The 26,787-nt window shown below is 47.3% G+C and carries 23 protein-coding genes and 2 pseudogenes; 9 read left to right on the top strand and 16 right to left on the bottom strand.

What is annotated here, in order from left to right; all coding sequences use genetic code 11:
* Nucleotides 1-21: 21 nt before the first annotated feature.
* The 4 genes from ytfJ to sppA form a co-directional block, all read right to left on the bottom strand.
* A complete protein-coding gene (ytfJ, locus tag IC804_RS05690) occupies nt 22-501 on the bottom strand; it encodes a GerW family sporulation protein (RefSeq protein WP_029760604.1) in 480 nt (159 codons plus the stop codon).
* Between the two features lie 11 nt (nt 502-512).
* The gene (locus IC804_RS05695) at nt 513-1,142 is read right to left on the bottom strand and encodes a DUF2953 domain-containing protein (RefSeq protein ID WP_087960381.1); all 630 of its coding nucleotides are present in this window, start codon (nt 1,140-1,142) and stop codon (nt 513-515) included.
* 169 nt (nt 1,143-1,311) lie between these two features.
* On the bottom strand, nt 1,312-1,764 hold the full coding sequence (locus IC804_RS05700; protein ID WP_223812938.1) for an RDD family protein: 453 nt from the start codon (nt 1,762-1,764) through the stop codon (nt 1,312-1,314).
* Between the two features lie 31 nt (nt 1,765-1,795).
* The gene (sppA, locus tag IC804_RS05705; protein WP_008880891.1) at nt 1,796-2,803 is read right to left on the bottom strand and encodes a signal peptide peptidase SppA; all 1,008 of its coding nucleotides are present in this window, start codon (nt 2,801-2,803) and stop codon (nt 1,796-1,798) included.
* A 108-nt stretch (nt 2,804-2,911) separates the two neighbouring features.
* On the opposite strand from sppA, the gene IC804_RS05710 reads away from it, so the two are divergent.
* Nucleotides 2,912-3,715, top strand: a complete 804-nt coding sequence (locus IC804_RS05710; protein WP_008880892.1) for an NAD kinase — start codon at nt 2,912-2,914, stop codon at nt 3,713-3,715.
* A gap of 201 nt (nt 3,716-3,916) precedes the next feature.
* On the opposite strand, the gene mbcS is transcribed toward IC804_RS05710, so the two are convergent.
* The 5 genes from mbcS to ezrA all read right to left on the bottom strand — a co-directional run bounded on the left by mbcS (nt 3,917) and on the right by ezrA (nt 10,140).
* Complete coding sequence (mbcS, locus tag IC804_RS05715) at nt 3,917-5,512, bottom strand: acyl-CoA synthetase MbcS (RefSeq protein WP_081157355.1); 1,596 nt, start codon at nt 5,510-5,512, stop codon at nt 3,917-3,919.
* A gap of 135 nt (nt 5,513-5,647) precedes the next feature.
* Nucleotides 5,648-5,854, bottom strand: a complete 207-nt coding sequence (locus IC804_RS05720; RefSeq protein ID WP_008880894.1) for an alpha/beta-type small acid-soluble spore protein — start codon at nt 5,852-5,854, stop codon at nt 5,648-5,650.
* A gap of 81 nt (nt 5,855-5,935) precedes the next feature.
* Nucleotides 5,936-7,141: a tRNA uracil 4-sulfurtransferase ThiI gene (gene thiI / locus IC804_RS05725; protein ID WP_011887981.1), complete on the bottom strand. Its 1,206-nt coding sequence runs from the start codon at nt 7,139-7,141 to the stop codon at nt 5,936-5,938.
* Between the two features lie 7 nt (nt 7,142-7,148).
* Nucleotides 7,149-8,294: a cysteine desulfurase family protein gene (locus IC804_RS05730; RefSeq protein WP_008880896.1), complete on the bottom strand. Its 1,146-nt coding sequence runs from the start codon at nt 8,292-8,294 to the stop codon at nt 7,149-7,151.
* Between the two features lie 142 nt (nt 8,295-8,436).
* Nucleotides 8,437-10,140, bottom strand: coding sequence for a septation ring formation regulator EzrA (ezrA, locus tag IC804_RS05735; RefSeq protein WP_008880897.1), 1,704 nt, complete (start codon nt 10,138-10,140; stop codon nt 8,437-8,439).
* A gap of 186 nt (nt 10,141-10,326) precedes the next feature.
* On the opposite strand from ezrA, the gene hisJ reads away from it, so the two are divergent.
* Both hisJ and IC804_RS05745 read left to right on the top strand, forming a co-directional pair.
* Nucleotides 10,327-11,151: a histidinol-phosphatase HisJ gene (gene hisJ, locus IC804_RS05740; protein ID WP_081157357.1), complete on the top strand. Its 825-nt coding sequence runs from the start codon at nt 10,327-10,329 to the stop codon at nt 11,149-11,151.
* Between the two features lie 26 nt (nt 11,152-11,177).
* Nucleotides 11,178-11,654, top strand: a complete 477-nt coding sequence (locus IC804_RS05745; RefSeq protein WP_008880899.1) for a GAF domain-containing protein — start codon at nt 11,178-11,180, stop codon at nt 11,652-11,654.
* Between the two features lie 52 nt (nt 11,655-11,706).
* Here IC804_RS05745 and IC804_RS05750 read toward each other — a convergent pair whose 3' ends face one another.
* The gene (locus tag IC804_RS05750; protein ID WP_081157356.1) at nt 11,707-13,542 is read right to left on the bottom strand and encodes a sensor domain-containing diguanylate cyclase; all 1,836 of its coding nucleotides are present in this window, start codon (nt 13,540-13,542) and stop codon (nt 11,707-11,709) included.
* A 332-nt stretch (nt 13,543-13,874) separates the two neighbouring features.
* Between IC804_RS05750 and rpsD the strand changes: the two genes are divergently transcribed.
* Both rpsD and IC804_RS05760 read left to right on the top strand, forming a co-directional pair.
* Nucleotides 13,875-14,477 (top strand): 30S ribosomal protein S4, encoded by a 603-nt coding sequence (gene rpsD, locus IC804_RS05755; RefSeq protein ID WP_008880902.1) that lies wholly within the window; start codon nt 13,875-13,877, stop codon nt 14,475-14,477.
* A gap of 361 nt (nt 14,478-14,838) precedes the next feature.
* Nucleotides 14,839-15,729 carry an ISNCY family transposase gene (locus IC804_RS05760; protein WP_011886641.1) on the top strand — a complete coding sequence of 297 codons (891 nt, stop codon included), beginning with the start codon at nt 14,839-14,841 and terminating at the stop codon, nt 15,727-15,729.
* A gap of 52 nt (nt 15,730-15,781) precedes the next feature.
* Here the strand turns inward: IC804_RS05760 and IC804_RS05765 are convergent, their stop codons facing one another.
* Nucleotides 15,782-16,258 (bottom strand): DinB/UmuC family translesion DNA polymerase, encoded by a 477-nt coding sequence (locus IC804_RS05765; protein ID WP_223812939.1) that lies wholly within the window; start codon nt 16,256-16,258, stop codon nt 15,782-15,784.
* A 183-nt stretch (nt 16,259-16,441) separates the two neighbouring features.
* On the opposite strand from IC804_RS05765, the gene IC804_RS05770 reads away from it, so the two are divergent.
* Nucleotides 16,442-17,611 (top strand): IS256 family transposase, encoded by a 1,170-nt coding sequence (locus IC804_RS05770; RefSeq protein ID WP_190300666.1) that lies wholly within the window; start codon nt 16,442-16,444, stop codon nt 17,609-17,611.
* 224 nt (nt 17,612-17,835) lie between these two features.
* On the opposite strand, the gene IC804_RS05775 is transcribed toward IC804_RS05770, so the two are convergent.
* From IC804_RS05775 to IC804_RS05790, 5 genes are all read right to left on the bottom strand, one after another.
* On the bottom strand, nt 17,836-18,168 hold the full coding sequence (locus tag IC804_RS05775; RefSeq protein ID WP_087960191.1) for a hypothetical protein: 333 nt from the start codon (nt 18,166-18,168) through the stop codon (nt 17,836-17,838).
* Nucleotides 18,169-18,183: 15 nt separating this feature from the next.
* On the bottom strand, nt 18,184-20,136 hold the full coding sequence (locus tag IC804_RS05780; RefSeq protein ID WP_081157648.1) for a DUF6792 domain-containing protein: 1,953 nt from the start codon (nt 20,134-20,136) through the stop codon (nt 18,184-18,186).
* Between the two features lie 24 nt (nt 20,137-20,160).
* Nucleotides 20,161-20,583 carry a hypothetical protein gene (locus IC804_RS05785; RefSeq protein ID WP_223812896.1) on the bottom strand — a complete coding sequence of 141 codons (423 nt, stop codon included), beginning with the start codon at nt 20,581-20,583 and terminating at the stop codon, nt 20,161-20,163.
* The gene (locus IC804_RS18485) at nt 20,564-20,746 is read right to left on the bottom strand and encodes a hypothetical protein (protein WP_223812897.1); all 183 of its coding nucleotides are present in this window, start codon (nt 20,744-20,746) and stop codon (nt 20,564-20,566) included. Before IC804_RS18485 ends, IC804_RS05785 begins: the two co-directional genes overlap by 20 nt.
* Nucleotides 20,747-21,114: 368 nt before the next feature.
* Entirely contained in the window at nt 21,115-22,248 is a 1,134-nt protein-coding gene (locus IC804_RS05790) for an IS4-like element IS5377 family transposase (protein WP_015374614.1), read from the bottom strand.
* A 266-nt stretch (nt 22,249-22,514) separates the two neighbouring features.
* On the opposite strand from IC804_RS05790, the pseudogene IC804_RS05795 reads away from it, so the two are divergent.
* From IC804_RS05795 to IC804_RS05805, 3 genes and pseudogenes are all read left to right on the top strand, one after another.
* Nucleotides 22,515-23,392: pseudogene (locus IC804_RS05795) on the top strand (IS982 family transposase).
* Between the two features lie 311 nt (nt 23,393-23,703).
* Nucleotides 23,704-24,939, top strand: coding sequence for an IS256 family transposase (locus IC804_RS05800; protein WP_031406929.1), 1,236 nt, complete (start codon nt 23,704-23,706; stop codon nt 24,937-24,939).
* 356 nt (nt 24,940-25,295) lie between these two features.
* Nucleotides 25,296-26,773 (top strand): annotated as a pseudogene (locus IC804_RS05805) (IS1182 family transposase).
* Nucleotides 26,774-26,787: the final 14 nt, after the last annotated feature.

Consider the following 26,787-nt stretch of genomic DNA (forward strand, 5'->3'; position numbering starts at 1 on the left):
AAAAACGTGTCCAGCGCCCAGCTAAATGTCAAAGTCATTTGCCGAAGCAGAGGATGCCTCGTCTTTCTTGTTTTTCTTCAACATCGCTTGAATTTTCTCAAACGCCTGCGGGGCGACATCAAGTAGTTTCTCGTATAAGTGCGTGCTTTCATCCAAATGGAGAAGTTTGACCCCTGACGAATTGACGACAAGAAACGCAATCGGGGTAATGGAGACACCACCGCCGCTGCCGCCGCCAAACGGATGCCCGCTCCCTTGGGCTTGTCCGTTTTGCCCGCTTTGCCCGTTTGCGCCAGCTTGAGCTCCTTGGCCGTTTTGCTGGCCGTCGAGCATAAACTCGCTGCCGCCGGCAGCAAACCCAAACCCGACTTTCGACACGGTTAAAATAACGCTGCCATCAGGCGTTTCGACCGGATCGCCGATAATCGTATTGACGTCAATCATTTGTTTTAAGTTTTCCATCGCTGTTGTCATTAACCCTTGGATTGGATGGTTCGTCATGCTCATTCCTCCTAATAGCCTTCATTTGCCTGTTTGGCCGCAAGCGGCTTTCGTTTCGGCAAGCGTCGTCCGTTCCAATGTTTGACCACTCGCAATCCTGCTAACATAGCATGCCCGATTCGAAACTGAAACATACATAAAAACGCTGTTTCCGAAACCGCTCGGTCATACGAAGGAACGATCATAATCACTGGTACCGTTTTCATCTTCGTGTAGCGGCTCACCACACCAATGATGGTGTATTTCAACGACCAACCAAGCCCGGCGATCAATCCGGTTGACGCTGCATCGCCGGTGCCGATCGTTGTTCTCCATTCCCATTTGGTAATCGTTACATGACGGTAAAACTGTTTCATAATTTCATGCAAGTCGACGACTTGCTTGAGAAATTGCTTGACTTGACGAAAGAAATGAGCAATGTCTCTCGGTGTCCATTTGCTTTTCTTCTCCTTTTTCGTTCGCGTCCCCCCAACACCTTCTTTATGGACAAACGTCACACCGGGCGACTCCGATTCGGTTTCGAGCTTGATGAGCGGAATGCGAATCGTGTAACGAATGAGACCAAATAGCGTGCGCACAACAATTTTATACTCATCATCGTCTTTAGCATGGCGGAAGACAACCGTCACCGCGACTTTCATCCATGCGACAAGAAGGAGAAAAAGAGCAACCACCACGACAGCTATGATTATTCCTCTCAATGTCCGCACTTCCTTTCACCATATCATTGTCACCATATGGAAAAAAAATAAACCTGCCGGAGCGGCAGGTCGATATCATTGATGATCAGCCGATACAAACCAAAGACCGTCAATCGCGAATGACGATCGTATCGGCAAACTGATCATGCATCCCTTTTTTCTTTTCCGAAAAAGCGACAAACAAAAAACCGATGAACAACAGTTTTTTCGAAATAAACTTGCCAACCACTTCGCGGAACAGCACCGTCAGCCATGTAAGCGGCACGCCCCGCTCATCGACGACTTTTAAGCCGAACACCATTTTGCCAAGCGTCTGTCCGAACGTTTTCGTCATTAAGACAAAATAAGCGTAAAAAATGATCGCCGCCACCACCGCAGCCGGCGCAAACAAATGATCTCTCTCTAACGGCCAGTCGAACAAGCGAAACAGCGGCCAAACGATCAGCCGGTTGATGCTTGAAACGACGATGATGTCAAGCAAATATGCCCAAAAGCGAAGCCAAAACCCGCCGTAGCGGGGGGCTGTTTCCACCGGCAGGCTTTCGGCTGCAGACGGCGCCATGGCTTGCGTATCAGTCATCTTCCCACTTCCTTTACTCACTAAATAAATACATAAGCCGTGGCGATGACGGACGCGACAACAAGCGAATGAGCTCGGACGCTTCCGTTTCTGGCTTAGCATTGTTCGATATCACGCCAAACAATGAACTCCACGGAGTATCACTGACATATTTCACGACTTGAGCACCGGAAAGCCGATGTTCTTTTTTCAGTGCTGCAATGGTATCATCCAAATAGCCAAACTCATCAATCAACTGGAGCGCTTTCGCTTGGCGGCCGTCGTAAATGCGGCCATCAGCCAGTTTGCGCACCGCTTCTTCCGACAACTTTCTTCCTTCAACAATGACATCGACAAACCCCTCATACGATTGGTTGATCAGCCGTTGCAAAATCTCCTGCTCCGCATCCGTCATTTTGCGCGCTGGATTCATGATGTCTTTGTATGGGCCGCTTTTGATCGTGACGAGTTCGACGCCGTATTTTTTCGCCAACCCTTCGTAATTGATGCTCTGCATAATGACGCCGATCGAACCCGTGATCGTCTCCGGGCTGGCAAAAAGTTTATCACCCGCTGTGGCGATGTAATAGCCACCGGAGGCTGCCATCGCTCCCATCGACACATAAATAGGCTTCTTCGTCTCTTTTTTCAATTTCAACAGCTGGTTATGAACTTCCGCGCTTTCAACGACTCCGCCGCCCGGCGAGTTGATGCGCAATACGATCGCCTTGACGCTGTCATCTTCTTTCACCTGTTTAATCATTTTCAAAAACGCTTGATGATTATAAAACGACGAGGAAAAGAACGTTTCCGCTTCGCCCGTATCTTCAATGACACCGTTCACCTCCAAGACAACGATTTTTTTCAACGGATCGCCGTCTTCGATCACTTCCTCGCTAAATGAATCTTCCATAAGCGACAACCAATTTTTCGACCATGTTTCGGACTTATCAGACAGCAAGATACCAACGGCATTAACAAGCACAGAAATAATAAATAACGCGGCAGCAATCGCCAACGCCGTCCACCGTTTTCGATTCATTTTCTTCCCCCTTTGCATGGACTGTCCATATTTTTATAATCATGGAAAACGTGGTACAATATTCATTGTACATCGGTTTAAGCATGATGCCAATAGGAGGGCGCAAAGATGGACATGGAACGTAATCGCCTTTATTTTTTTTATAAGCGGGATGACGAGTTGGTCGAACGGGTAAAGCCGCTCATTGAACGGGCGGAACGCGGGCCGTTTGTCGTGGTCGACGACGCTCAAGAAGCGAATATTATCGTCAGCATCGGCGATGATGGAGCTTTTTTGCAGGCGGTCCGGCAAACCGGGTTCCACCCCGACCGTTTATACGTCGGTGTGTCAACGTTACCGACACGCGGATTTTATTGTGATTTCCAAATTGATCATATCGATCATATCGTTGAAGCGGCGAGAAACTGGAAATTAGAAGTACGACGTTACCCAATCATCGAAGTGACGATCGATGGCACCGCCTCCTTTTTCTGCCTAAACGAATGTTCCATTCGTTCGCAAATCATTAAAACGATGGCCATCGATGTCTTTATTGACGACTTGCATTTTGAAACCTTCCGCGGCGATGGCATTATTGTCTCAACCCCAACCGGCAGCACCGGCTACAATAAGTCGGTGCACGGAGCAGTGGTTGATCCGCTCTTGCCGTGTTTCCAAGTGAGCGAGCTCGCTTCGCTCAACAGTAACCGCTACCGGACGCTCGGTTCGCCGTTCATTTTAAGCGGCGAGCGGAAACTGACGCTGAAAATGTCGGAAGAAACGAGCCATTTTCCGATCATCGGCCTCGACAACGAGGCGCTTAGCATCCAACATATCGAACAAATCGACATCCGCCTGAGCGATCGGGTCATCAAAACCGTACGGCTGAAAGACAATTCGTTCTGGGATAAAGTGAAGCGCGTCTTTTTATAAACCGCGGGAAAGGTCTCCAAGATCAGATCTGTGGAAGTGTTCGGTGCAAATAGAGAGGGTGTCCCCGTTGCTTTCGGGACACCCTCTCTTTCATTTGGCGGATGGCTTCAAGACGCCCTGCTTCCCCTTCATCCTTTAGGAAGACAGGCAGTTCTGACGTCTTTTCGTTAAGCTCGTGTTTCACACGCCTTCTCACGGTGTTTAAGAAGAGCGGCCTGCAAGGCGCGCTTCCCGCTCGCGAAGCTCGACGCGGCGGATTTTTCCCGACACGGTTTTCGGCAAGTCATCGACGAACTCAATTTTGCGCGGATATTTGTATGGAGCGGTCAATTGTTTGACATGTTCCTGCAGCGCCGGAATGAGCGATGGATCGTTTGGATCGACTCCATCACGGAGCACGACGAACGCTTTGACGACATGACCGCGCACTTCATCCGGGCTGGCGACAACCGCGCATTCTTTTACCGCCGGATGCTTGACGAGCGCATCTTCCACTTCAAACGGGCCGATCGTATAACCGGAGCTGATGATGATATCATCGCCGCGGCCTTCAAACCAGAAATAACCGTCTTCGTCTTTTCTCGCCTTATCGCCGGTAATGTAATAGTCACCGCGGAACTGCATCGCCGTCCGTTCCGGATCTTTATAGTAATATTTAAATAAGGCTGGCGTTTCTACATGAACAGCGATATCTCCCACAACGCCGACTGGGCACGGTTCGCCGTTTTCGTCGATAATTTCGACACGGTTGCCCGGCGTCGGTTTCCCCATCGATCCCGGTTTGATGTCCATCCCCTTCATGACACCGACAAGCAATGTATTTTCCGTCTGTCCATAACCGTCGCGCACTTGGATGCCAAAATGTTTGGCAAACGTGTCGATCACTTCACGGTTGAGCGGCTCACCAGCCGAGACGGCGCTGTGCAAATGCGATAAGTCGTAGCGGCCGATATCCGGCACTTTCGCCATCAGACGGTACTCGGTCGGTGTGCAGCAAAGCACGTTGACTTGATATTTTTCTAACAGCTGCAAATATTTTTCCGGCTCAAAGCGGCCGTAATAGACAAACCCGGTCGCTCCCGAACCGAGCACCGATAAAAATGGGCTCCAAATCCATTTTTGCCACCCCGGTCCAGCGGTCGCCCAAACGAGATCCGTCTCTTCAATGCACAGCCAGTTTTTCGCCGCCGTGCGCAAATGGGCGTACGCCCAGCCGTGGCAATGGACGACCCCTTTCGGATTGCCGGTCGTTCCAGATGTGTAAGATAAAAACGCCATATCGTCGCGCGATGTGTCGGCCGTTGCGAGTGTTTCGCTTTCCGCCGCCATCGCCGCGTCCAACCGAACCCAACCGTCATGCTCGTGTTCACCGATCGAAAATTTCAACAGCTTGTCCACGCCATCGATCGGAGCGAATTCGTCGAGATACGGTTCATAGGCAACGATTGCCTTCACTTCTCCATGGGACAATCGGTATTCCAAGTCTTTGGTCCGCAGCATCTCCGAGCTTGGGATGACGACAAGCCCGGCTTTGAGCGCCCCTAAATATACTTCATACGCTTCAATCAGCCGCGGAACCATGACAAGCACTTTATCCCCTTTTTCCAGCCTGCGCGATAAGAAAGCGTTTCCAATTTGGTTAGCGCGCGCCATGAGGCGACCGTATGTAATCTCTTTCGTTTCGCCGCGCTCATTCTCCCATTTTAAAGCAATTCGCTCCGGATGTGCTGCCGCATGCCGTTCCATTTCGGACGTTAAATTGTAGCGCTCAGGAGCGATCAGTTTTTCCCGCTTCATCGTTCCTCTCCCCCTCTTCTGTTCATTTTGCCGTCTCCGACACCTTTTATTATACAAAATAATTATTATATTTTGAATACTTTTGTCATAACAAACGGCGGGGAGCTCCCCGCCGCGTAAGCCATCATTATAAAATTAGAATTGACGTGCACCGCCCAATTGTTGTTGCGCCATAGCGACAAGACGTTTCGTAATCTCGCCGCCGACCGAACCGTTAGCGCGCGATGTCGTGTCAGCGCCTAAGTTGACGCCGAATTCTTGGGCGATTTCATATTTCATTTGCTCAAGCGCTTGTTGTGCGCCCGGAACAAGCAATTGATTGCTGTTGTTGTTGCGTGCCATCTGTTTTCACCTCCTTTGTACGTATAGAATGTGTGAAAACAGACAGCAATATGCAACAACATGTTTGGTAAATTTTGAGATTTAAAACAGCGCAGTGAACTCGTCAGCCTGTCCAGCTTCTTCATCAATCACGATGGTTTCCGTCTCATTGATCGCTTTTTCAAGAAGCGGAGCGAGATCAAGCTGGCTCTCGTGCTGAAGCACTTTCTCTTTTTTCGGCTTTGTTTTTGGCGCCCGCGGCGTAAAAATGGTGCAACAGTCTTCATATGGAAGAATGGAAATATCATGGGTGTCGATTTGCTTAGCAATCTCGATGATTTCCATTTTATCCATCGAAATGAGCGGGCGCAAAACCGGTGTGTTGGTCACTTCGTTAATCACGTACATGCTTTCAAGCGTTTGGCTCGCAACTTGGCCGAGGCTTTCACCGGTGACGATCGCCAACCCCCGCTGGCGGCGGCGCAAGGCGTCTGTAATTTTTAGCATTGCCCTCCGAGTGGAAATCAGCGAATATTCGTTTGGAACCCCTTGATAAATGGCTTGCTGCACTTCGGTAAACGGTACGATATGCAACTTGATTTTTCCACCGTACGCGGTCAGTTTCCGCACCAAATCGATCACTTTTTGCTTTGCCCGCTCGCTTGTAAACGGCGGACTGAAAAAGTGAACGGCTTCGATTTCGAGACCGCGCTTCATCGCCAAATACCCGGCGACCGGGCTGTCGATGCCGCCTGAGAGCATGAGCATCGCCTTGCCGCTCGTCCCCACCGGCAAGCCGCCAGCGCCGAAAATGTCATGGCACGTAACATAGGTTCCGTCTTGGCGTACTTCGATGCGCACATCAATATCCGGTTGGCGCACATTGACCGTTAAGTCTTCCGTCTGCCGCAAAATATGTGCCCCAACTTCATGATTAAGCTCATCACTTCGGTACGGAAACTGTTTATCGACGCGGCGGGCGCTCACTTTAAACGTTTTTCCTTTGTATGGAAGCTGCCGGACAGCAGCGAGCGCCGTCTCTTTAATAGCCGCTAAATCGTTTTCGCACTTCATCGCCAAGCTGAACGAGTGGATGCCAAACACCGTTTTCAGCTTGTCGATAATCGGTTCATGCGGCTCACCGTTTAATAAAATGTACATTCGGTCACGCATATATTCAATTTTGATCCGAGGAAACGCCTGCAGTTTGCGGGCGATGTTGTTTTTTAGCCGTCGAACAAAAATATTGCGGTTTTTTCCTTTTGTCGTCATTTCCCCATAACGGATTAAAATGCGGTCATACTTCATTTCCATGTTATCCCGTTACCTCGCTTAACGTTTTGATCGCTTGTTTCATGGCAGCCACTGCCGGCGCGATTTCTTCGCTTGTGTTGTCAAACGATAAGCTGACGCGGATGCCGCGCTCAGCACGGTCTTCCCCAAGCCCCATCGCCACCAGCGTTTTGCTCGGCGCCTTTTTCTTCGACGAACAAGCCGATGTTGTCGAGACGTAAATGCCGCTTTTCGCCAGTTCGTGGACGAACACTTCCGGCTTCATGCCGCGCTTTAAGGAAAAGTTAATAATATGAGGCGCAGCACCGTCGCGCGGCGTGTTGATCTCAATCTCCGGAATGGCGGAAAGAGCGGTTCGCCACTCGTCTTTTAACGCCTTGAGCCGGTCGATCTCCCGCTCGTATCTCTCCATAGCGAGGCGCAGCGCTTTCGCCATCGCGACAATGGCGGCCACATTTTCCGTTCCGGACCGGAGCCGCATTTCCTGCCCGCCGCCGGCAATCAACGACGTCAAGCGGACACCTTCGCGGACGTAAAGCACTCCGGCACCGCGCAATCCGTGAAACTTATGAGCCGATATCGTGCTTAAATCGACGCCGGCCTTTTTCAAATCAAGCGGCACTTTGCTGATGCCTTGCACCCGGTCGACATGAAACAGCGTCTTCGGGTAGCGGGCAAGAAGCGCACCGATTTCCTCAATCGGTTGCACCGTGCCGACTTCGTTATTGACGTGCATGATTGAAACAAGAATCGTATCATCGCGCAGCGCGCGCTCGACTTGCTCCGCCGACACTCTCCCGTTGCGGTCGACCGGCAAATACGTCACCTCAAAGCCGAGCTCCTCAAGCTGACGGCACGGCTCAGCAACGGACGGATGCTCGATCTCCGTCGTAATAATATGCCGGCCGCGCCGCCGATATTGCCAAGCCACTCCTTTAATGGCGAAATTGTTGGCTTCCGTTCCACCGGACGTGAACACGACCTCGTTCGCTTTGACCCGCAGCATGGCAGCGATTTGTTCGCGCGCCTGCGCGAGCAGCCGCTCCGCCTTCATGCCCAGTTCATGAAGCGAAGACGGATTGGCAAAATAGTCCGTCGCGACCTTGACAAACGAATCGATCACTTCTGGAAACGGTTTGGTCGTCGCACTGTTATCAAGGTAAATCATTGTTTCCATCCTCCGCTCATGATCGGCAAATGTACATACATAGTATAATAACATAAAACCGAGCTGAAAACACACACGTACTTACAGTATTCACCAAAAACCCGATAAATATCGGTTTTCACCGATAATTATCGGGTTTTGATCATTGTTCGTCCTCGTTGTCCGCCTGCCAAAGCTTCTGCACGCGGTCAAACGCGCCTGGCTCGACACTTTCAATCGTGGCCACCGCCTGCCGGAGCGCCTCTTCGTAATCGTAATGACGGAACAAAAACTCGGCCTCCTCAAGCCCTTTGTGAACCGCCGGATAACGGCGGCGGTAGCGGTTGCCATATTGAATCGCCCGTTCAGCCAAGGACGCCTGTTCAATCATTTCGACTGTTCGCTCATAAAGACGTTCAACCGAAACTTTCGCTTCTTCGAGCGCCCGGTCGACCGCCGGCATGTCGAGCGGCTTTTCTTCGAGGCGGGCGGCCACATTTTGCAAGCTGTTTTTCGCTTCCGTCAGCTCAAGCGCATACGGCTCAGGCAGCCCCGGCAGTCGGCTTTTTTGCACGAGGCGAAGCGATTCGGACAATTTTTTTCTCATGTCGTCGAGCTTTTCACGGGCAATTAATTCGTCTTTGCGCAGCGCCTGCAGCATCAACCGAAACTGTTCATGCTCTTCTTTCATCATGTCAATTTGCCCGACGAGCTGTTCCAGCTCCTCTCTGAGCAAAGAATAGGCAGTTTTCGCCTCAGCGACGCGGTCTTCGATCAGCAAAAACCGCTTCTGCAACTGATGCATCTGTTTTTCAATGCTTCGATATTTTTCAAGGTCGCTTGGCGGCAGATGGTAGCTTTGTTGAACAAACATCGCTTCAGCGCTCGTTTCTTTTGCCTCGGCAGCCAACTCCGTAAGCATGCCGCCAATGCGCGGCATTTCCGTTTGCACGTATTGATTAGCGAGCACTTCTTTTTCCAGCAAGTCGTATAGCGTATCAATTTCTTCTTTCAGCTCAGCGACGGTTTGCTTCGCTTCTTCGATGCGCAGCTCGCCAATCATCGCTAAGCATTGTCCGATTTTCTCCTGTTTTTCTGCCAATGTGCGTTCGATGTGCAAATGGTCGAGTATGTACCCGCTTTGCTCCATTTCCCGATAGCCGTCAGCAAGCTCGGCCAACTGGGCGGGAAGAGAGGTTTGGCACTCGCTAAGCAGCGCCGGAATCTCTTCCATCATCGTCGCCAGGCTGTCAAGCTCCTGCTTCAGCTCCTGGACGACACCGCGCGCTGCCAAATAGTTGCCGGCTTCCGTCAATTTGGCAAACGACTCAAACTGCTTTTCGGCCTCGGTTAGGCGGACGTCAAGCAAATCGGCAGCCGCCCCAAACGTATACCGATAAGCAAGCAGCGTTTTCTTCGCCTCCCGATGGACAGCGCGCAGCTCTTCGATTTCCGTCCGGCTTTGCTCTTCGCTTCCGATCAGCTCGTTAACTTCATCAATGATTTGATGCACCTCTTCCTCAAGGCGACGCAACCCATCCTCAATTTGCCCAATCAACTTGCGTGCCTGCCGGTACCGGTATTTGTCCAGAAACGTCTCGGTATCAAACAGCTGTTCTTCGACATTCGGCAGCTTCACGGCTACGATCTCATCCCATTGTTGGCGCCACCGTTCAAACAGCTGCTCCGTTTCCCCGGTCATGTTCAGCTGTTTCACTTTCGCTAACTCATCCGGCACCGGCCGGTTCATCAGTTCGATTTTCCATGCCTCAAGCCGGTCGATTTCCCGGTACATCTTCTTCCGATACATATGATTGTATATGATTACTCCTGCGCCGAGGAGCAGAACGATCCATACGATTTCCATGCACGAATGCCCCCTTGCACTCAAGCTACTCCGAAATGAATGAATACGGCGGAGAAGGCAAAAATATATGTTTTTCAATGTTTTTATGATACCATGTTAACGACATTTTTTGACCAAAATTTTTATTTTTTTTACAAGAATCTTCAAGATTTTTGCTATGATACAAGGGAAAGGGGGAAAACCGCCTTGCGTGACGGCCATATTCATACACCGTTTTGTCCACACGGAAGTCCTGACCCACTTGAGCAATATGTGGAACGGGCGATTGTGCTCGGCTATACCGACATTTCCTTCACTGAACATGCCCCGCTGCCAGAGCGGTTTGTTGATCCGACGCCGGATCGGGATAGCGCGATGGAGCGCCGTCAGCTTGAACGCTATTTAGCCGCTGTGGCTGATGTAAAAGCGCGCTACCGAAACGACATCACGATCCGCGTCGGACTTGAGGTCGACTTTATCCCCGGCTGGGAGGAAGAAACGGTTCGATTGCTCGATGAAGTTGGACCGCTGCTTGATGACAGCATTTTATCGGTCCATTTTTTAGCGCACAAAGGTCAATATGTATGCATTGACTACAGTGCTGACATGTTCGCCGACATCGTCCACCTGTTCGGTTCCGTCGAACATGTTCACCGCACCTATTACGAAACGGTGCGCCAGTCGATCCGCACCGACATGGGCCGCTATAAGCCGAAACGCATCGGCCATCTAACGCTTGTGCGGAAGTTTTGGCGTCGCTTTCCGTGCCCAGATCCGATGACTGACCTCGTTCTCGCCATTCTCGATGACATAGAGCAGTTCGGCTATGAGATCGACTATAACGGCGCCGGCGCTGCCAAACCGCTCTGCCTCGAGCCATACCCGCCCAATCACCTCATCACTGAAGCGCGGCGGCGTGGCATTCCGATCGTTTACGGCTCGGACGCTCATCGTGCAGCCGACCTGCATCAAGGGCGGGACGTGATGGATCACGAGGCGCTTTCGATTGACAATCGCCAAGCGTCGTCATAAAATGGGTCAAAAAGGAGGGCGAACAAATGTTTCATCAACTAACCTACAACGGGACACGCGAAGAAAACTATGCGCTCGTCATTGAGCAGCTGAAGGCGCTCATCGCCGGCGAACCGAACATGATCGCCAACTTGGCGAACGCTTCCGCCCTGCTCAACCAGTTTCTCACCGACATCAACTGGGTCGGGTTTTATTTGGCAGATGGCGATGAGCTTGTGCTCGGTCCGTTCCAAGGATTGCCAGCATGCGTGCGCATTCCGTTCGGCAAAGGCGTGTGCGGCACAGCGGCTGCCGAGCGGCGGACGGTCGTCGTTCCCGATGTGCACCAATTCCCAGGCCATATCGCCTGTGATGCCGCATCCCAATCGGAAATCGTCGTGCCGCTCATTAAGGAAGGTCGCGTCATCGGTGTCCTTGATATCGACAGCCCGATCAAGAACCGCTTTGATGACATTGACCGCCGCTATTTAGAGCAATTCGCCAGCGTGCTCGTTTCAGAATAAGCGAAAATAGCGGTGAGCGCGAAGAAGGAATCCGCCTGTCCGGATTCCTTTTTCACCCTCTATATAGATGGTCACCATCATGAACGAAGATGGCGTTTTTCCCTGTTTCTTTTGCCATATACAGCGCCGCATCAGCCCGTTTGAACAGCTGTTCTGCATCATCATGATCCTGTCGTCTCCACGATGAAAGACCGCATGAAACGGTCACTGACGGGACCGTATGCTCTCTCACTTTTTCAACGATGCGGCGCGCAATCGCTATCGCATCCAAAAGCGCCACCTTTGGCAAATAGACGGCGAGCTCTTCTCCTCCCCAGCGCGCCGCTATATCGCCATCGCGAATGTTAGTGCGGATCATCTTCGCCACTTGAACGAGCACATCATCGCCGGTTTGGTGGCCATAAGTATCGTTGATCTGCTTAAAATTATCGATATCGATTAAAAGAAACGACCCTAACGCATCCTCTTCCATCGATTTTTGGATCGCCTCATCTAAATAACGGCGCGTATACAGCTTCGTCAAATAATCGGTGACAACCAATTTCTCAAGTTCTTCGCGCAAAATCGCATTCATAAACGCCAGTGTCGAGTGTTGGACGAGCGATTGCAGCAGTTTAAACATCTCAAAGGTGAATCGATACGTCTCATAGGCAAGCACGATACAGACGCCTTTCATTTCTTTATTTTGCATCATTGGCGCCGCCATAATGGAACGAAACGGTCCGAAATCGGACGTGCGTACATCGCCGGCAAATAGAATATCATTTCCGCTTAGAAGCCGTGCTTCGACCCATTCGACATACAGCGCCGACAAGTCATTATAAAAAAATGGTGTGCTTCCTCGAAGAAGCTCACGTTTGCCGTCAGCAAACAAGAAAAAGCCGACCTCGTCCGCGCCAAACGATTCTTTGATTTGCGACACCATATACTCGATCGCTTCACACAGCCGCGGCCGGGCATTCAGCTGACGCATCGTATCGTTAATGAGTTGCAAATCGGCAACGAGCCGGCGCGATTGCTCATACAGTTTGGCGTTTTCCAACGCCCTTCCCGCCGTTCCCGCCAACAACGAAATAAAATTGATTTCCCGCTTTGGAAATGGGGCGGCATACGGAGCAATGATTTGAATCACCCCGTATACGGCCTGCACCCCTTTAATGGGGGCATATAGCACTGAACGCGGCGGTGCGGCTGTCTCCTCACATTGCACCTGTCCGGTCAAAAACGCCCGCAGTGCCGCCGGTTGCCCCTCGCTTTCATCCAAGGCAAGCGTTTTAATCGGCAAATTCCCGCACACATGGTTATCATGCGATAAGAGGAGATGGTATGTAAACGCTGGGTAAACATTTTGCAGCGTGCGGATAATTTCTTCAAGCACATCGTCAATTTGCATGGTGGAATGGATTTTCGCTGCAAAACGGTGCAACTGCTCATACCGATTCTCCTCGCTCGTTCGTTGCGAAAGCGCACTCAACTTACGGAACAATGAAGACAAATCCGTTCTCAGCACTTTCAACCATTCACGGTCGATGTGGCGCTCTTTTCCATACATAAGCTCAAGCATCGCTCGTGTTTCTTCAGAAAGCAGGAAAAAGAGGCGGACAACTATACACGGCCCGCCATCATCTATCACGACGATCTCCTGCTTTTCCTCTGCCACGATCAATTCTGCCGCCGGCATCCTGCCTGCCGCTGCTTCTGGGCAAAAGGCGTCACAGGATGGGTCAAACAAATACAATACGGCTTGTTGCAACGCCAACTCTTCTTTTAACATCACAAGCAGCTCGCCCGCCGCCACAGAAAACGGCTCATCCCCCGAAAACGCTAAAAACCAGTGGAAAAATTCCCGCTTAAACGATTCATATCGTTTCGTTTCTTCCTGTTTCATTGTCTTTCCACCTGAACTGATATCATCACTTTAAAGCGAAAGAATGAGTAGCATTTTTTTCTAAAAATTTCATCTTTTATTATATCATATAAGCAGCAAAGAAGGAAATTAAAATATTGACTTTGCCCTTTAAAAATCATATAATAGCCTTTGTGTAAAATATAGCAGCCTTTGTGCACACCTTTATGGTTCATTTTGTTCCTCGGTGCTCCGAGGTGTATCGTGTAACTCTTAGCTGCTAGAGCGAGGATACATGAAAACAAAATGGCCATAATTGTTGGCGCACGTCTGCTTTTATTTTACGGGAATAAAAGCATAAGGAGGAGCAAAACATGGCTCGTTATACTGGCCCAACATGGAAAATTTCCCGCCGCCTCGGCATCTCGTTAAGCGGCACGGGGAAAGAATTGCAAAAACGTCCGTATCCGCCTGGTCAACATGGCCCAGGCCAACGGAGAAAATTGTCGGAGTACGGTTTGCAGCTCCAAGAAAAACAAAAGCTGCGCCATATGTACGGCGTCAACGAGCGCCAATTCCGCAAAACGTTTGACGAAGCGGGCAAAATGCCGGGTAAACACGGCGAAAACTTCATGATTTTGCTTGAATCGCGCTTGGACAACCTCGTTTATCGTTTAGGGTTGGCTCGTACGCGCCGTCAAGCTCGTCAGCTCGTGACGCACGGTCACATTTTAGTTGACGGCAGCCGCGTCAACATCCCGTCTTACCGCGTAAAACCGGGACAAACGATCGCTGTCCGCGAAAAATCGCGCAACTTGCAAGTCATTAAAGAAGCGATCGAAGTGAACAACTTCGTTCCAGATTATTTGACGTTCGATCCAGAAAAACTGGAAGGCACGTACACTCGCTTGCCGGAGCGTTCTGAACTGCCGGCAGAAATTAACGAAGCGCTCATCGTTGAGTTCTACTCGCGTTAATAAAGCCAGGTTCTATAGTTCAACATGTAAAAACCCCAAAACCCTTGAACTACAAAGGTTTTGGGGTTTTTCGTTTATATTCATTTTTACGAAATAATGTTTTTAGAACCAACGCGATAGATTTAAGCTAAAATTTTATGTGGACAGCTGTTGATTTAAATATAAATTTTTATCCACTGATACCATTGAGGCCTAAATAACCAACTCAGATACGATGTTCTTCGGTTAAAGTTGGAAGAACGTGTTGGAAGAACGTGTTGCAAAACGCATAACGAATGCATAAATGCACATAAAAAATCCACCACCTTGGAAATCATATACAGTGACCAAAAAAACAACTCTCCAAGGGGTGGACACTATTATGATTTCCAATTGGAACAGCGAACATGCATGGACTTATGAAATTGACCCAATTTTAGAAGCATTATTTCGGTATATCGACTCGCTATCATTGCCGGAAACACCGTATGTGACAGGAAGACCGCCGGTGTCGAAAAAATCGTTGTTGAAATGTTTCTTTTTGAAAACCTATTTTTCCATTGATTCCTTGCGAAAATTAGTGCGCATCCTGCAGCGTTTTCGCTGTTTTCAACGGGCCTGTGGGCTTGGTGAAGTCCCTCACCTTTCTACGTTTTCCCGTGCGGCGAAGTGGTTCCGGGAACAAGGATTTCCTGTTTTTCATGCACAGCTGCTCAAAGATCTAGAAGTACGTTATCCGCAAATCGTGCTGATCGACAGCACGGCCCTTCGAAGCAGTCTTTACGATTCACAGGCGAAGTGGGGAGTGTCCACCCGATATCACTGGTTTAAAGGATATAAACTCCATCTCTGCACCACCGCCGAGGGAATCATTTTATCTCATGTGTTGACCACAGCGAATCGAAATGATGCGGCAGTAGCACCAGAATTGCTTGTTTCTTTAAAGCAGTGGGATATCGAATTTGTATTGGGCGATGCCGCGTATGACAGTGAAAAGGTTCGTCAAACAGCAGAGCAGTCAGGAATCCTATTCATTTCCCCTATCAACCGCCGCAATAGCGAGGAACGAAAAGATGCCTATGGCCGGGTTCTTCCTGTCTTTTTGAAAACGAGATTTGGCCAATGGCTGTTTGGACTTCGTCGTGAGATTGAACGAGTATTTAATGAGTTAAAGAGTGACGGGTTGGAACAGCCAAGATGGTATGGATTTCATCGATATGTACTGCATGTGTTATGTTGCATCCTTATGCATAACTTCGAGTTTTTACTCTAGTTTTGCAACACCATCAAGGGAGAATATTTGATGATTCCTCGATCGCGATGGTTCATGACTGATGTCCTCCTATATAGCCGTTGCGGATGCGGGCGACGCTTCCAGGCGTGTAACTGACGGCACGCAATAGCGCGTTGGGACCAAATTTATCGCGGATTGCGTCCATTGCTTTGGCAAGGGCGCGTTCTTTTGTTCTGTCTTCAAAAAGGGACAGCTGCAAACTTTCCTCATCCATCAAGTTTTCAAGGGATACATGAATGACGCGCACGCTTCGTCCGTCATAAAACTTATGGAAAATCCGCTTGCAGACGCGGTAGATGTCCATCGTTAAGTTTGTAGCGGTATCAAGGGTGACGGACTGATGGAATCCTCCTTCATTATGCGAATAGCGCACGCTAAACGAAACGGTGCGTCCTACTTTACCGATTTCACGCGCCTGTTTTGCCACTTCCTCGCAAAGTTCCAACACAACTGTTAAAATTTCGTTTTCCCGCCAGTAGTCGCGCAGTAATGTAATTCCTTTTCCGATGCTTTTTTAACTATACTATAATGATTAGAGGATATTATGTTCAGTATAAGGACATATATCCTCTTTTTTCATACGATGATGTATAAAATTTTGTGTAAAGCATTTTGCTAGAACAAAAGAAAAAAGGTAGGGTATTCTCTGATTTGGACCACAACACATTCCAGAGAAAGGAGTACCCTACCTATGTCTAAAAGAAGTATACCGAATGTCGACTGGGCAAATCAACTGGAAAATGCCATTCGTCAGTTTGTAAAAGAAAAATTAGAGCTGATTATGCGGGAAGAAATTAAACATTTCCTCGAAATCGAACAGGCTGGAACGCCAAATATGAGAAACGGCTACTATCAGCGAAATCTAGATACGCAATATGGCCGGATTGAGGGTCTTTTGGTTCCAAGAGACCGAAACGGGGAATTTCAAACACAGTTGTTTGCCCCTTATCAACGCCACACCGGCTGGCTGGAGGAAGCCATCATTAGGATGTATCAAAGTGGCATGAGTACGCGTGAAATTGGCAAGTTTATCGAACGAATTCTAGGAAGCACCTATTCTCCTGCGACGATCAGCCGGATTACCGATGTCGTGAAGGAAGACATCGAGAAATGGCACGCTCGTCCACTACACCAGCGTTATTCGGTCTTATATTTGGACGGCTTGTACGTGAAACTTCGCCGGGATACGGTAGAGAAAGAAGTTATTTATGTGGTATTGGGGGTGAACGAAGAAGGGTATCGTGAAATTCTTGATTTCTTCGTAGGAGGACAAGAAAGCGCCTATGTATGGCAGGAGATTCTCCAACAGCTCTACAAAAGAGGCGTCAAGGAAGTGCTTCTTGGCGTCTTCGATGGCCTTCCGGGATTGGAGGAAGCCTTTAAGGCGGTGTATCCGAAAGCCGATGTGCAGCGCTGTGTCGTGCACAAAGTCCGCAACACCCTCAGCCGTGTTCGGAAAAAAGATCAATTCGAAATGGCGGAGGACCTGAAACTCATTTATCGTTCTCCGAATAAAGAAATCGCATTGGAGATGTTTCAACAGTTTCAATCCAAATGGTCTCACAAATACCCAAGGGAAGTCCAATCTTGGGCAAATGAGTTGGATGTCCTTCTCACCTTTATGGACTATCCAAGCAGTATTCGAAGTGTGATTTATACGACCAATGCCATCGAACGAACGATCAAGGAGATTCGGAAACGCCTAAAACCGATGAACAGTTTGAGCAGTTTAGAAGCCGCTGAAAAAGTCGTATATTTGACGATACAGGACTTTAACGAGAAATGGGCAGGGCGAAAGTTGCGAGGATTTGCCGAAGCGCATGAAGCTCTTCAACGAATGTTTGAAGAACGTTATTGTTAACCAAATATTGTAAATAAACAAAATAAGGGGATTCTCCCTTTCCACACAAGAGACTGAATATTCAGTCTCTTGTGTGAAGGAAACCGGTTCCCTATCCATTCCAAATCCATTTCAGAGATACCCTATCTATCTTACATTACACAAAATTCTTGACGGTACCAGAAAATGGAATATAGGAGAAATGTATGAGAATAGGCAGGGCTGATGTTCATTAATCCCCTAGTTTACCTTTTCTTTTCCCGTGTGACGACATCATAATACAAGGTGATATTTTGTCCTCTCATGTCGTTAATCATGTGTGTGTACCGCCAAGCAGCGGTGCGCATGGAGTTTTTATACATATCATTGTGCGATTGATTGTTTTTTTGATACTGTTCTATCGCTTCATTGGTTTTGTTGATGATTTGTCCCCTATCATCTTTCATTTCATGATGAATCAAATGAACCAATTCCGCATCCAATTCACTCATTCTATTTAATTGTTGAATAAACGTGTTCGCTTTATACATGAAATCCTGCTCTACATCAAAATGATAGAACATATTCAATTGTCCCATACAAAATATCCCTCTTTATCCATATCGCAAATCAAATATCTTGGACACATTTTGGTCCTGCTCAAAAAACTCCTCAAACGATTTTTTGATGGTTGCAATGAGTTCTTTTCCTTTGGAAATTTCCAGTTCATAGTACGAGAACATCGTTTCAAAGATATGCGGAATCATCGGATCCAACGGCGGAATAAACTCATGGACATCAATGCGGCGTAACACATACACTTGGTCGGCATCGTAGGTAAAATGCCCCAATAAATGCTGATAGGCCCACGGGTTTTGTTCCATGTCCTCGATTTTCTTCATCAGTTTTCGTTTTTGCATTTCAAAATCTTCTACATATTCATCGAAATAACGCTGCTTCATCTCATGTAATACCGCTTCTTTTTCTTCCAAGATTTGTAGTCCTTTCTGATATATTCTTACGGCGGAGGAAAGATTCATCCGGATCTCGTGTTCTCCCACTTTCTTGATGAAGATTAAATTTCCATACTCATCATACGTTCTGCCTTTCGAACGGGCGAGAGCCGTGATGACTTCGTTCAAGGTATGGGCATCCACGCTCATGGTGATGGCTTTTTGAAGATTCGCCGTATTTTCTTGGATGATTTGAAGGCGTTTTAAGATGTCCAATACCTTATCCCGAATCTGGAATAACACCTCAATACTAGCTTTCCATTGAAGAATGTCATCAGTTACCAATGGAGTAAGGAATGGAATGGCCATTCTCCAATTCCATGTTTTGCGAAGCAGTTGTTGAATCGATGCGACATCCTTTTCAATTCCCTTGACTTCGCTCAAAACCGTTTTCTTTTCTTCTGGAGTAACATAGCCCAACTCCACGAAAACGCTGAATATTGGATCCAAATTTTTATACAAAATCGCCACGTTCTTCATGAGTTCCGGAATTTTCACTTTCATATCGTCGAGCATATGATTCGCTTTCGAGACAATGTCTCCTGCATGCCACACGTAGTCCATGCTATCATAGCCCTGAAGCGACTCAATAAAAGCGATATCGACCCCCGTCATCGCCTGAACGATCCCATCAAACCCTTTTTCATTGTAAACATCGGAATATTGCGATAAATACACTTGAATGGCCCTAACATCTTTATCTGATATTTTTGAAACCAAATCTTTGATACTAGTAAAATCCTTGTTCGTATCAATGACCCGGCGGCTTCCGATATCGATGAACCCCCGCACCCCGCTCACCGCATACAATAGATCCTCTTGGGCGGTCAGATGATGAATCGAACGCTCGTCGATTTGCTTTTTGTAGTACTCTTCCGCAAAGGCTTTGAGCTCGGAAGGGGGAAGGGTGTATATAGAGTTGTAGTTCAAAGGATTTAAGTTAAATCTTTCGGCTAAATCATACCAAAAATCAACATCTATTTTTGCTAATTGATAATAACTAGGCGGAGCATCATTAATTACATATACTTGCTCATACTCCTTTGTTGTTAACTGGATAGTAGCAATTAAGTTTCCACCCAAAGAATGTCCTAGTCCTATTTTCTTTAACTTTACTTTTTTATCACATTTATTCTTTTCCAAGTCTTCATCTATTTTTTTAGTTACTATTTCGTCGAAATGCATGGCATCTCTATATTGGCTTTTGTCTTGCCCCACGAAAATACCAAAAGTATTATAAAACCAATCAAGGGGTTTCCATGTATCTTTCTCTGATGCTTCGCTTCCTCTTGTAATGATATACGCTTGATTGATTCCCTTCTCCTCATCATAAAAATGAATCGCTGTTCCATCAAAACCAGAATCAATATGCCTGAAATCTTTAAAATCATCAGAGCGATAAATAGCAATGTGAGCGGGCGGCTCTTTTCCCGTCTCTTCGATATAAATTCTTTTGATTTCTCTTTTGATTTCTCCAATGGTAAGATTTTGATATTCTACATTCATAATCCGCGCACGCAATATATCCGTATTTAGTACTTCTTCATTTGACACAACTCCTTCGCCCCCCAGGTTCACTTAATGCAGGAATTCAATGGATTTCATAAACTTCTTAGCATTTTTTTCTTCCTTTGTTAGGTCAATATTACATTTTTGTTTAAAATTCAAACATGACACTCCGTAAATAAACTCTATTCCTTGATTACTTTTATTAGACTTTATATAACTAAAAAATGTATAAGCTTTACTTTTTCCATTACTTAGAAGTTTTTCATTTTTAGCATAGTAGAATATCTTATCTTCATATTGAAATTCTGTATAATGCCCATTGTAGTTAACAGAATTAGATAATAATTTTAAATTCGTATCAATGTTATTAGTTATTGCTTTATTTTCATATGTTATCCTTACAAAATAAGCAATATTCTCTTTCTTGTTACTTTCTCCGAAATTAATATCTTCGAAATAATCTTTATGTTTTTCATAATACATTTTGTCCATTATTGCATTTTTTCGGATACAGCATCGTAAATCCGCCGGTTTTCGACTTGAATAAGTAATACCCTTCCTTCACTTCTTTTGGCGAGACCATAAATCCTCGAGTAAACTCGTCTTGAAATGCCACCGTGTTCGGCAACTTCTCCGGATGAGCCTTCGAATCCATCTCACACCCCCCTATTAATATCAACGTCAATAGCAACAAGTTCCTCCATCTCTTAAGCAAATGATGTTCCCCTTTCCCAATTATCTCCATTCTCTCTATACGTATCATATGATGACAAAATGTTCAATAAAAAATGTAATTATATCCAAATTTAAGTAAAAAGAACTAGAAAATCAGTGCGTTTTAGGCAGGAATGCAGATATTTTATGACTTTAGACCTCGTTGATGAATTGGAAAAATAATGTGGAGACTGGCTCTATATGTTTTATTGAAGGGCGGTACACGTGGATCTAGAAAGAAAAGGCTCACTGTCTGCCTCTTTGATTTCCTCTGCTGCGAAGATAAAATCACAAAATCACGAGTGTTGATTATCCAAAATTAGACATACGCCTTCCATAAATTTGGGCATACTCAAACAAAGCAGCGGCCATCCCGGATTTCCAATCGAGAGGAAGCTGCCCAGAGAAAAAACGGCGAACGAACGAAATGAAGGAAAGAGAGACGTTCGTCTGTTTTTTGGTTTGATCATACAGCCATCGCAGCAACACATACGCGATGAACGCCGCAAACAGTTGGTTGTATACCGCATTTTCCGTCGTGCCAAACAAGGTCGGGACATTCAGATATTGCTTCACCCAACGGAAAAAGACCTCAACAGTCCAACGTTGTTGGTACATGTCGGCAATGGTTTCCGCAGACGCATGGAAGAGGTTCGTCACGACCCGAATGTCGCGGCCATTCGCATCTCGAAAGATCACCACCCGGTGACGCTTGGTGGAGCGGCATTGTTTCGTCCCCAACTGGCACGTGAAGTCGGCTTGAACCGATGAGGATGTGCTGGAAAGGCGTTTCAAGCTTTTTTTCTGATGAAGTTCGATGTTGTCCTTCATCCGAATGACAAAGAGCTGATGCTGCTCCACAAATCGATCGAGGCGTTCGATTTTGAAATACGCCCGGTCTTCCACCAGCACTTGTTGAGCGTTCGTCAACTGTTCTCCCACCGGGCCATCATGACGCAGTCCGATGGTTTCCACCACGTCTGCCGGCAACGAGGATTCCGGCGAATACGCGACGTGCAGCTTCACTCCGGCGCGTTCGCCGTGATACGGCGCCCATGGCAGGCGGTTTTTCCCGACCGTGACGGTCGTCGAATCCACCACCCGAAGCGGTTTGGGAAACCGAAGCGAACGGCGGGTTTGGCGGTTGCACTTGGAAATGATCAACGCCAACAAGCGTTTCATGATGTCATAGGGAACTTCTTTCGCTTTCTTGGATACAGTTGAATAATGGAATCGCGGCAATCCATACAGAGGCCCCACATCGGCTCCGTGGCGAAAGCTTTTCCATTGATGCATGGCGGCCAGCAGGAAGAAGTGAATCAACTCGCGCAACGTAAAGGTTCGAGACGAATCACGATACCCAACCGCTTCGGCAATCAGTTGAATCTCTTCATCCGAAACAAGTTTTTGCATCAAATTCGGGAGTGTGGTATGCTTGTTCATAGAGAGCACCTCCTGGGTTTGTTTGTGTCGCTACTCACATTCTACAGGAAAGGTGCTCTTTTTTCTATACCCTTTGGATTTTATTGGATAATCAACACGCCTGTCACAAAATTTACTTTTTATATATCCAAACGAATTCATGAAATTAAGTAAGTATTATATTATACCCGTGGTGCTAGATAAACTCAAACAAGCATAAAAATAGCCCTTGCATGAGGATCTCCTTAAAATGAAAGTGCGATCAAACATTGAAAAGGAGAATCCCTATGCAAGAGCACTTTCATTTTACTACAGATCGAGCCAAGATTCAAAAGCAATATGCCGCCATTTTCTTTTTTGTCTCTGCCCAACTGTCATCGATTCAGATGTACCTGCAGCGCCGCAACCGCCATTTGGTCAAACAGGAAGACGCCGTGGTCATCGCGATTCATATTTAGGAAAGTTGCTCGGTTTTACATCCGAACGGGCATGGCATCGCTTTGTCACTGGAAATTTGTTCACAAACGGCTCGTTTCTCGAACGTTCCCGATACAACCGCCGTTGTCGAGCGCTGCGCTTCGCCATCAAATGGATCCGCCATGAGCTGGCAAAACGCGGCCAACATCATGCCTATGCCGTCGTCGACAGCTTGCCGCTCCCGTTGTGCCATACCGCAAGAATGCATCGCGTCAAACGGTTTCAAGAGATCGCAGACATCGAGTATTGCGCTTCAAAAAAACAATGGTACTATGGGTTGAAGCTGCACCTTCAAGTGACCGATCAAGGGTTGCCCATGGGCTATGTGGTGACGGAAGCATCCTGCCATGATCGTATCGCCGCTGAAAGCGTGATGACTCAAATTCCTCATCCCTATAACTTCGGGGACAAAGGATTCATTAGCCGTGAGTTGCAAAAAAGGCTGTACGAAGAGTACCAAATGGCGCTTTGGACTCCGTCTCGAAAAAACCAGAAACATTACTCGTCCGAGGCATGGGAGAAATGGATCCAACAAAAACGCAAAGTGATCGAGACGGTGTTCTCGGTTCTGGTTAACCAATACCGGATCACAGAGATTCGAGCGAATTCCATGATCGGATTTGAAGTAGCGCTCGACGGCATATTGTTAGCCTATTCGCTGGTCACACTAGGGCTAGTTGAGTTCTAACGCTCAACTAGCACCACGGGTATAATAGTAATTTTTTTAAGATACTGCCCCCCTTACTTATACTTAATTTCTTCCCCTTGCTTAAATTCGCAACAATAGAATATCAATAAAATGTAACAATTATGTTTCATAGAATTAGTAATTATATTACAAAATGAAAACATAATTGTTTCTTGACTTTTAGTTCCTCAAGCATCGAGTTAAGTCCATATAATTGTGTAAAAAGGGAAATAGAAAAAGAGCCATGTTGCTTCCCCTTTGGTAGAATAAACAGTGGACCAAAAACACCAAACATAAGGAGGAATGCAACCATGGCTCAATATCATATTACCCTAAATGATGAACTTTTGCACGGGTTATTCACCAGAGATGAGGGATTAGCTAAGCTATTGGAACAAGTCCTCAATCAAATCCTCGAGGCACAAGTAGAAGAACAGCTGGGAGCTCGCCGTTATGAACGAACGGAAGAACGAAAAGGCTATCGAAACGGTTCGTATCCACGCCAGCTGACGACCCGGGTGGGACGGTTGACCTTGCGCGTTCCACGGACAAGAGATGGGGAGTTCTCTACGGAACTGTTCCAACGGTATCAACGGAGCGAACAAGCACTGGTACTGGCACTAATGGAAATGGTGGTAAACGGGGTGTCTACCCGAAAAATCACTCAAATCACGGAGGAATTATGCGGCACTTCGTTTTCCAAATCCACGGTCTCCTCACTGTGCAAGGGACTGGATCCGATTATCCAAGACTGGAATTATCGTTCCCTTCATGAACACGTGTATCCGTTTGTGCTAGTAGATGCTATTTATACGAAAGTCCGGGAGGATGGACGAGTACGCTCCAGAGCCGTGTTGATCGCTACAGGAGTGAATGAGGAAGGATATCGAGAAATTCTTGGCCTGCAAATCGGAAACAGTGAATCGGAGTCCAGCTGGAGCGAGTTCTTCGGATGGCTGAAAGACCGGGGACTCCGGGGAGTGGACTTGATCATCTCGGATCAGCACGGTGGGCTGGTGCAAGCCATTGAAAAGCATTTCCAAGGCGCTACATGGCAACGATGCCAGACACATTTTATTCGTAATATCCTCGATGCCGCACCAAAGTATATGCAGGATGCCTTGCTCGAGGAGATTCGTGGGATTCTTCATGCTCCAAATAAGCAAACGGCCCGGCTGTTATTGGAACAAGTGCTGGCCAAATGGGAAGAAAAAGCCCCAAAAGCCATGCAAATCCTCGAAGAGGGATTCGAAGACGCCACCGCCGTATTGGACTATCCGGACCGTTACCGGCGGCGCCTGCGCACGACCAACGGAGTGGAACGGCTGAACGAAGAAATTCGCCGCAGAGAACGGGTCATCCGCATCTTTCCGAACCGGGAATCGGTGTATCGCCTCGTTGGTGCCGTGTTGATCGAAATCGATGAAAAATGGATGTCAGGGCGCAAATACTTGGATATGGCTGAATATTGGCAGTGGCGGAAAACGAAAGAGCAAGGAGTCCGATCGGTGAATCAGGAGGCTCCGGCGATCAAGAGAGTGGGATAACCTCTACGCCGTGTCAAGGAGAACGTGGAATACCGGAGCGAAGCGAGGATATGCCGCGAAAGCTCCTTGACACGCCTGTTCCTTGACAACATGATCATTTGTCCGGGAAGGCGACCGGCAGGGAGACTTTCCGGTCTTACCTACCATACGTCAAGTCATCAGGTCCATGTTGTCTATCAAAGGGGAATTTACACAATAATTTGGACTTTACCTTTAATCAGGGCTTTGTTAAATTTCAATGTTGATTTTTAAACCACACAAAAAGACCGAAATAAATTCGGTCTCAGCTTGTCGACAAAGTCGACAAGCTGTTTTATTATGAAGGTAAGACGAGGGAGAAATGGAGGAAAGGAACGATGCTTCGGCCACACCAAGAAGATGGGCGCTATACCGAAACCACGGTGAAACTGGATGATCTGGTTCCAGAGGATCACTTGGTAAGAAAGCTGGATGCGGCCATTGATTTTTCTTTTATCTATGATGTGGTGAAAGATCTCTACTCTCCTGATCATGGACGTCCGAGCATTGATCCAGTGATGTTGTTTAAAATGTATTTGATTCAGTATGTATTTGGGATTCGCTCCATGCGTGAAACCGTCGAACAAATCCGAACCAACGTCGCCTACCGTTGGTTTTTAGGACTTAGTCTTCATGATCCCGTTCCTCATCACTCGACGCCAAGTAAAAACTATGCGCGTCGTTTCGCTGGAACGGATGTATTCCATCAAATTTTTTCACGGATTTTAAAAGAAGCCTTTGAACACGGATTGGTAGATTCGAGTGTCTTGTACGTAGACTCCACTCATGTCAAAGCAAGCGCCAATAAAAAGAAGTTTACAACGGAAATGGCAGAAGTCGAAGCCAAAGCCTACCAACAGGAACTCGAAAAAGAAATCGAACGGGATCGGATCGCTCATGGAAAATCGCCGTTGCCATCTGAGAAAAAAAAAAACGGGAAGTAAAAGTAAGCAAAACGGATCCGGAGAGCGGACTGTTGGTGAAAAATGAACGGGAGCGAGTGTTTGCCTATTCGTATCATACAGCTTGTGATCGCAACGGATGGATTCTACAGACCTACGTGACGGCAGCCAACGTCTATGACAGTCAAGCGTTTTTTGTGCTGTTCGAACGAGTGAAACGGGAAATCCAATCATGTCCGGAAGCCGTGTGTGTAGACGCAGGATATAAAACTCCTGCCATTGCCAAGTATTTACTCGAACAAGGGGTAAAGCCGATTTGGCCGTACACTCGCCCGAAAACAAAAGATGGATTCTTTCGGAAATCAGATTTTGTGTATGACGAATATTTTGATTGTTATCTATGCCCCAATGATCAAGTTCTATCTTACTCTACTACGAATCGGGAAGGGTACCGGGAATACAAATCGGACCCGGCGGTGTGCCGAAGCTGTCCGTATCTTCATCAGTGCACGCAAAGCAAGAGCTACACCAAAGTAGTCACTCGCCACGTATGGCAGGACTACTATGAAGAAGCAGAGCATTTGCGGTATGTTCCGGAATACCGGGAACTCTATGCCCTCCGAAAAGAGACGATTGAACGGGATTTCGCCGATATGAAAGAGAAGCATGGTCTGCGCTGGACGCATTACCGGGGATTGGAAAAAAATGAGGCGCAGGCGATGCTTGTTTGTGCTGCCATGAATTTAAAAAAACTGGCGAATTACCTATGGAAGGCGAAGCACCGCCCTTTCTTTTCCTTTGCATGGCTTCCCATCCTACCCACTTTTTTTGAAAACATAGTCTATTTATGGAACAAAATGGGTTTCAGACATTCGTCTGAAACCCATTTTGTCAACAGTCTGAGACCGAAATAAATTCGGTCTTTTTG

The sequence above is a fragment of the Geobacillus sp. 47C-IIb genome (assembly GCF_014679705.1).
GTDB classification, from domain to species: domain Bacteria; phylum Bacillota; class Bacilli; order Bacillales; family Anoxybacillaceae; genus Geobacillus; species Geobacillus thermodenitrificans.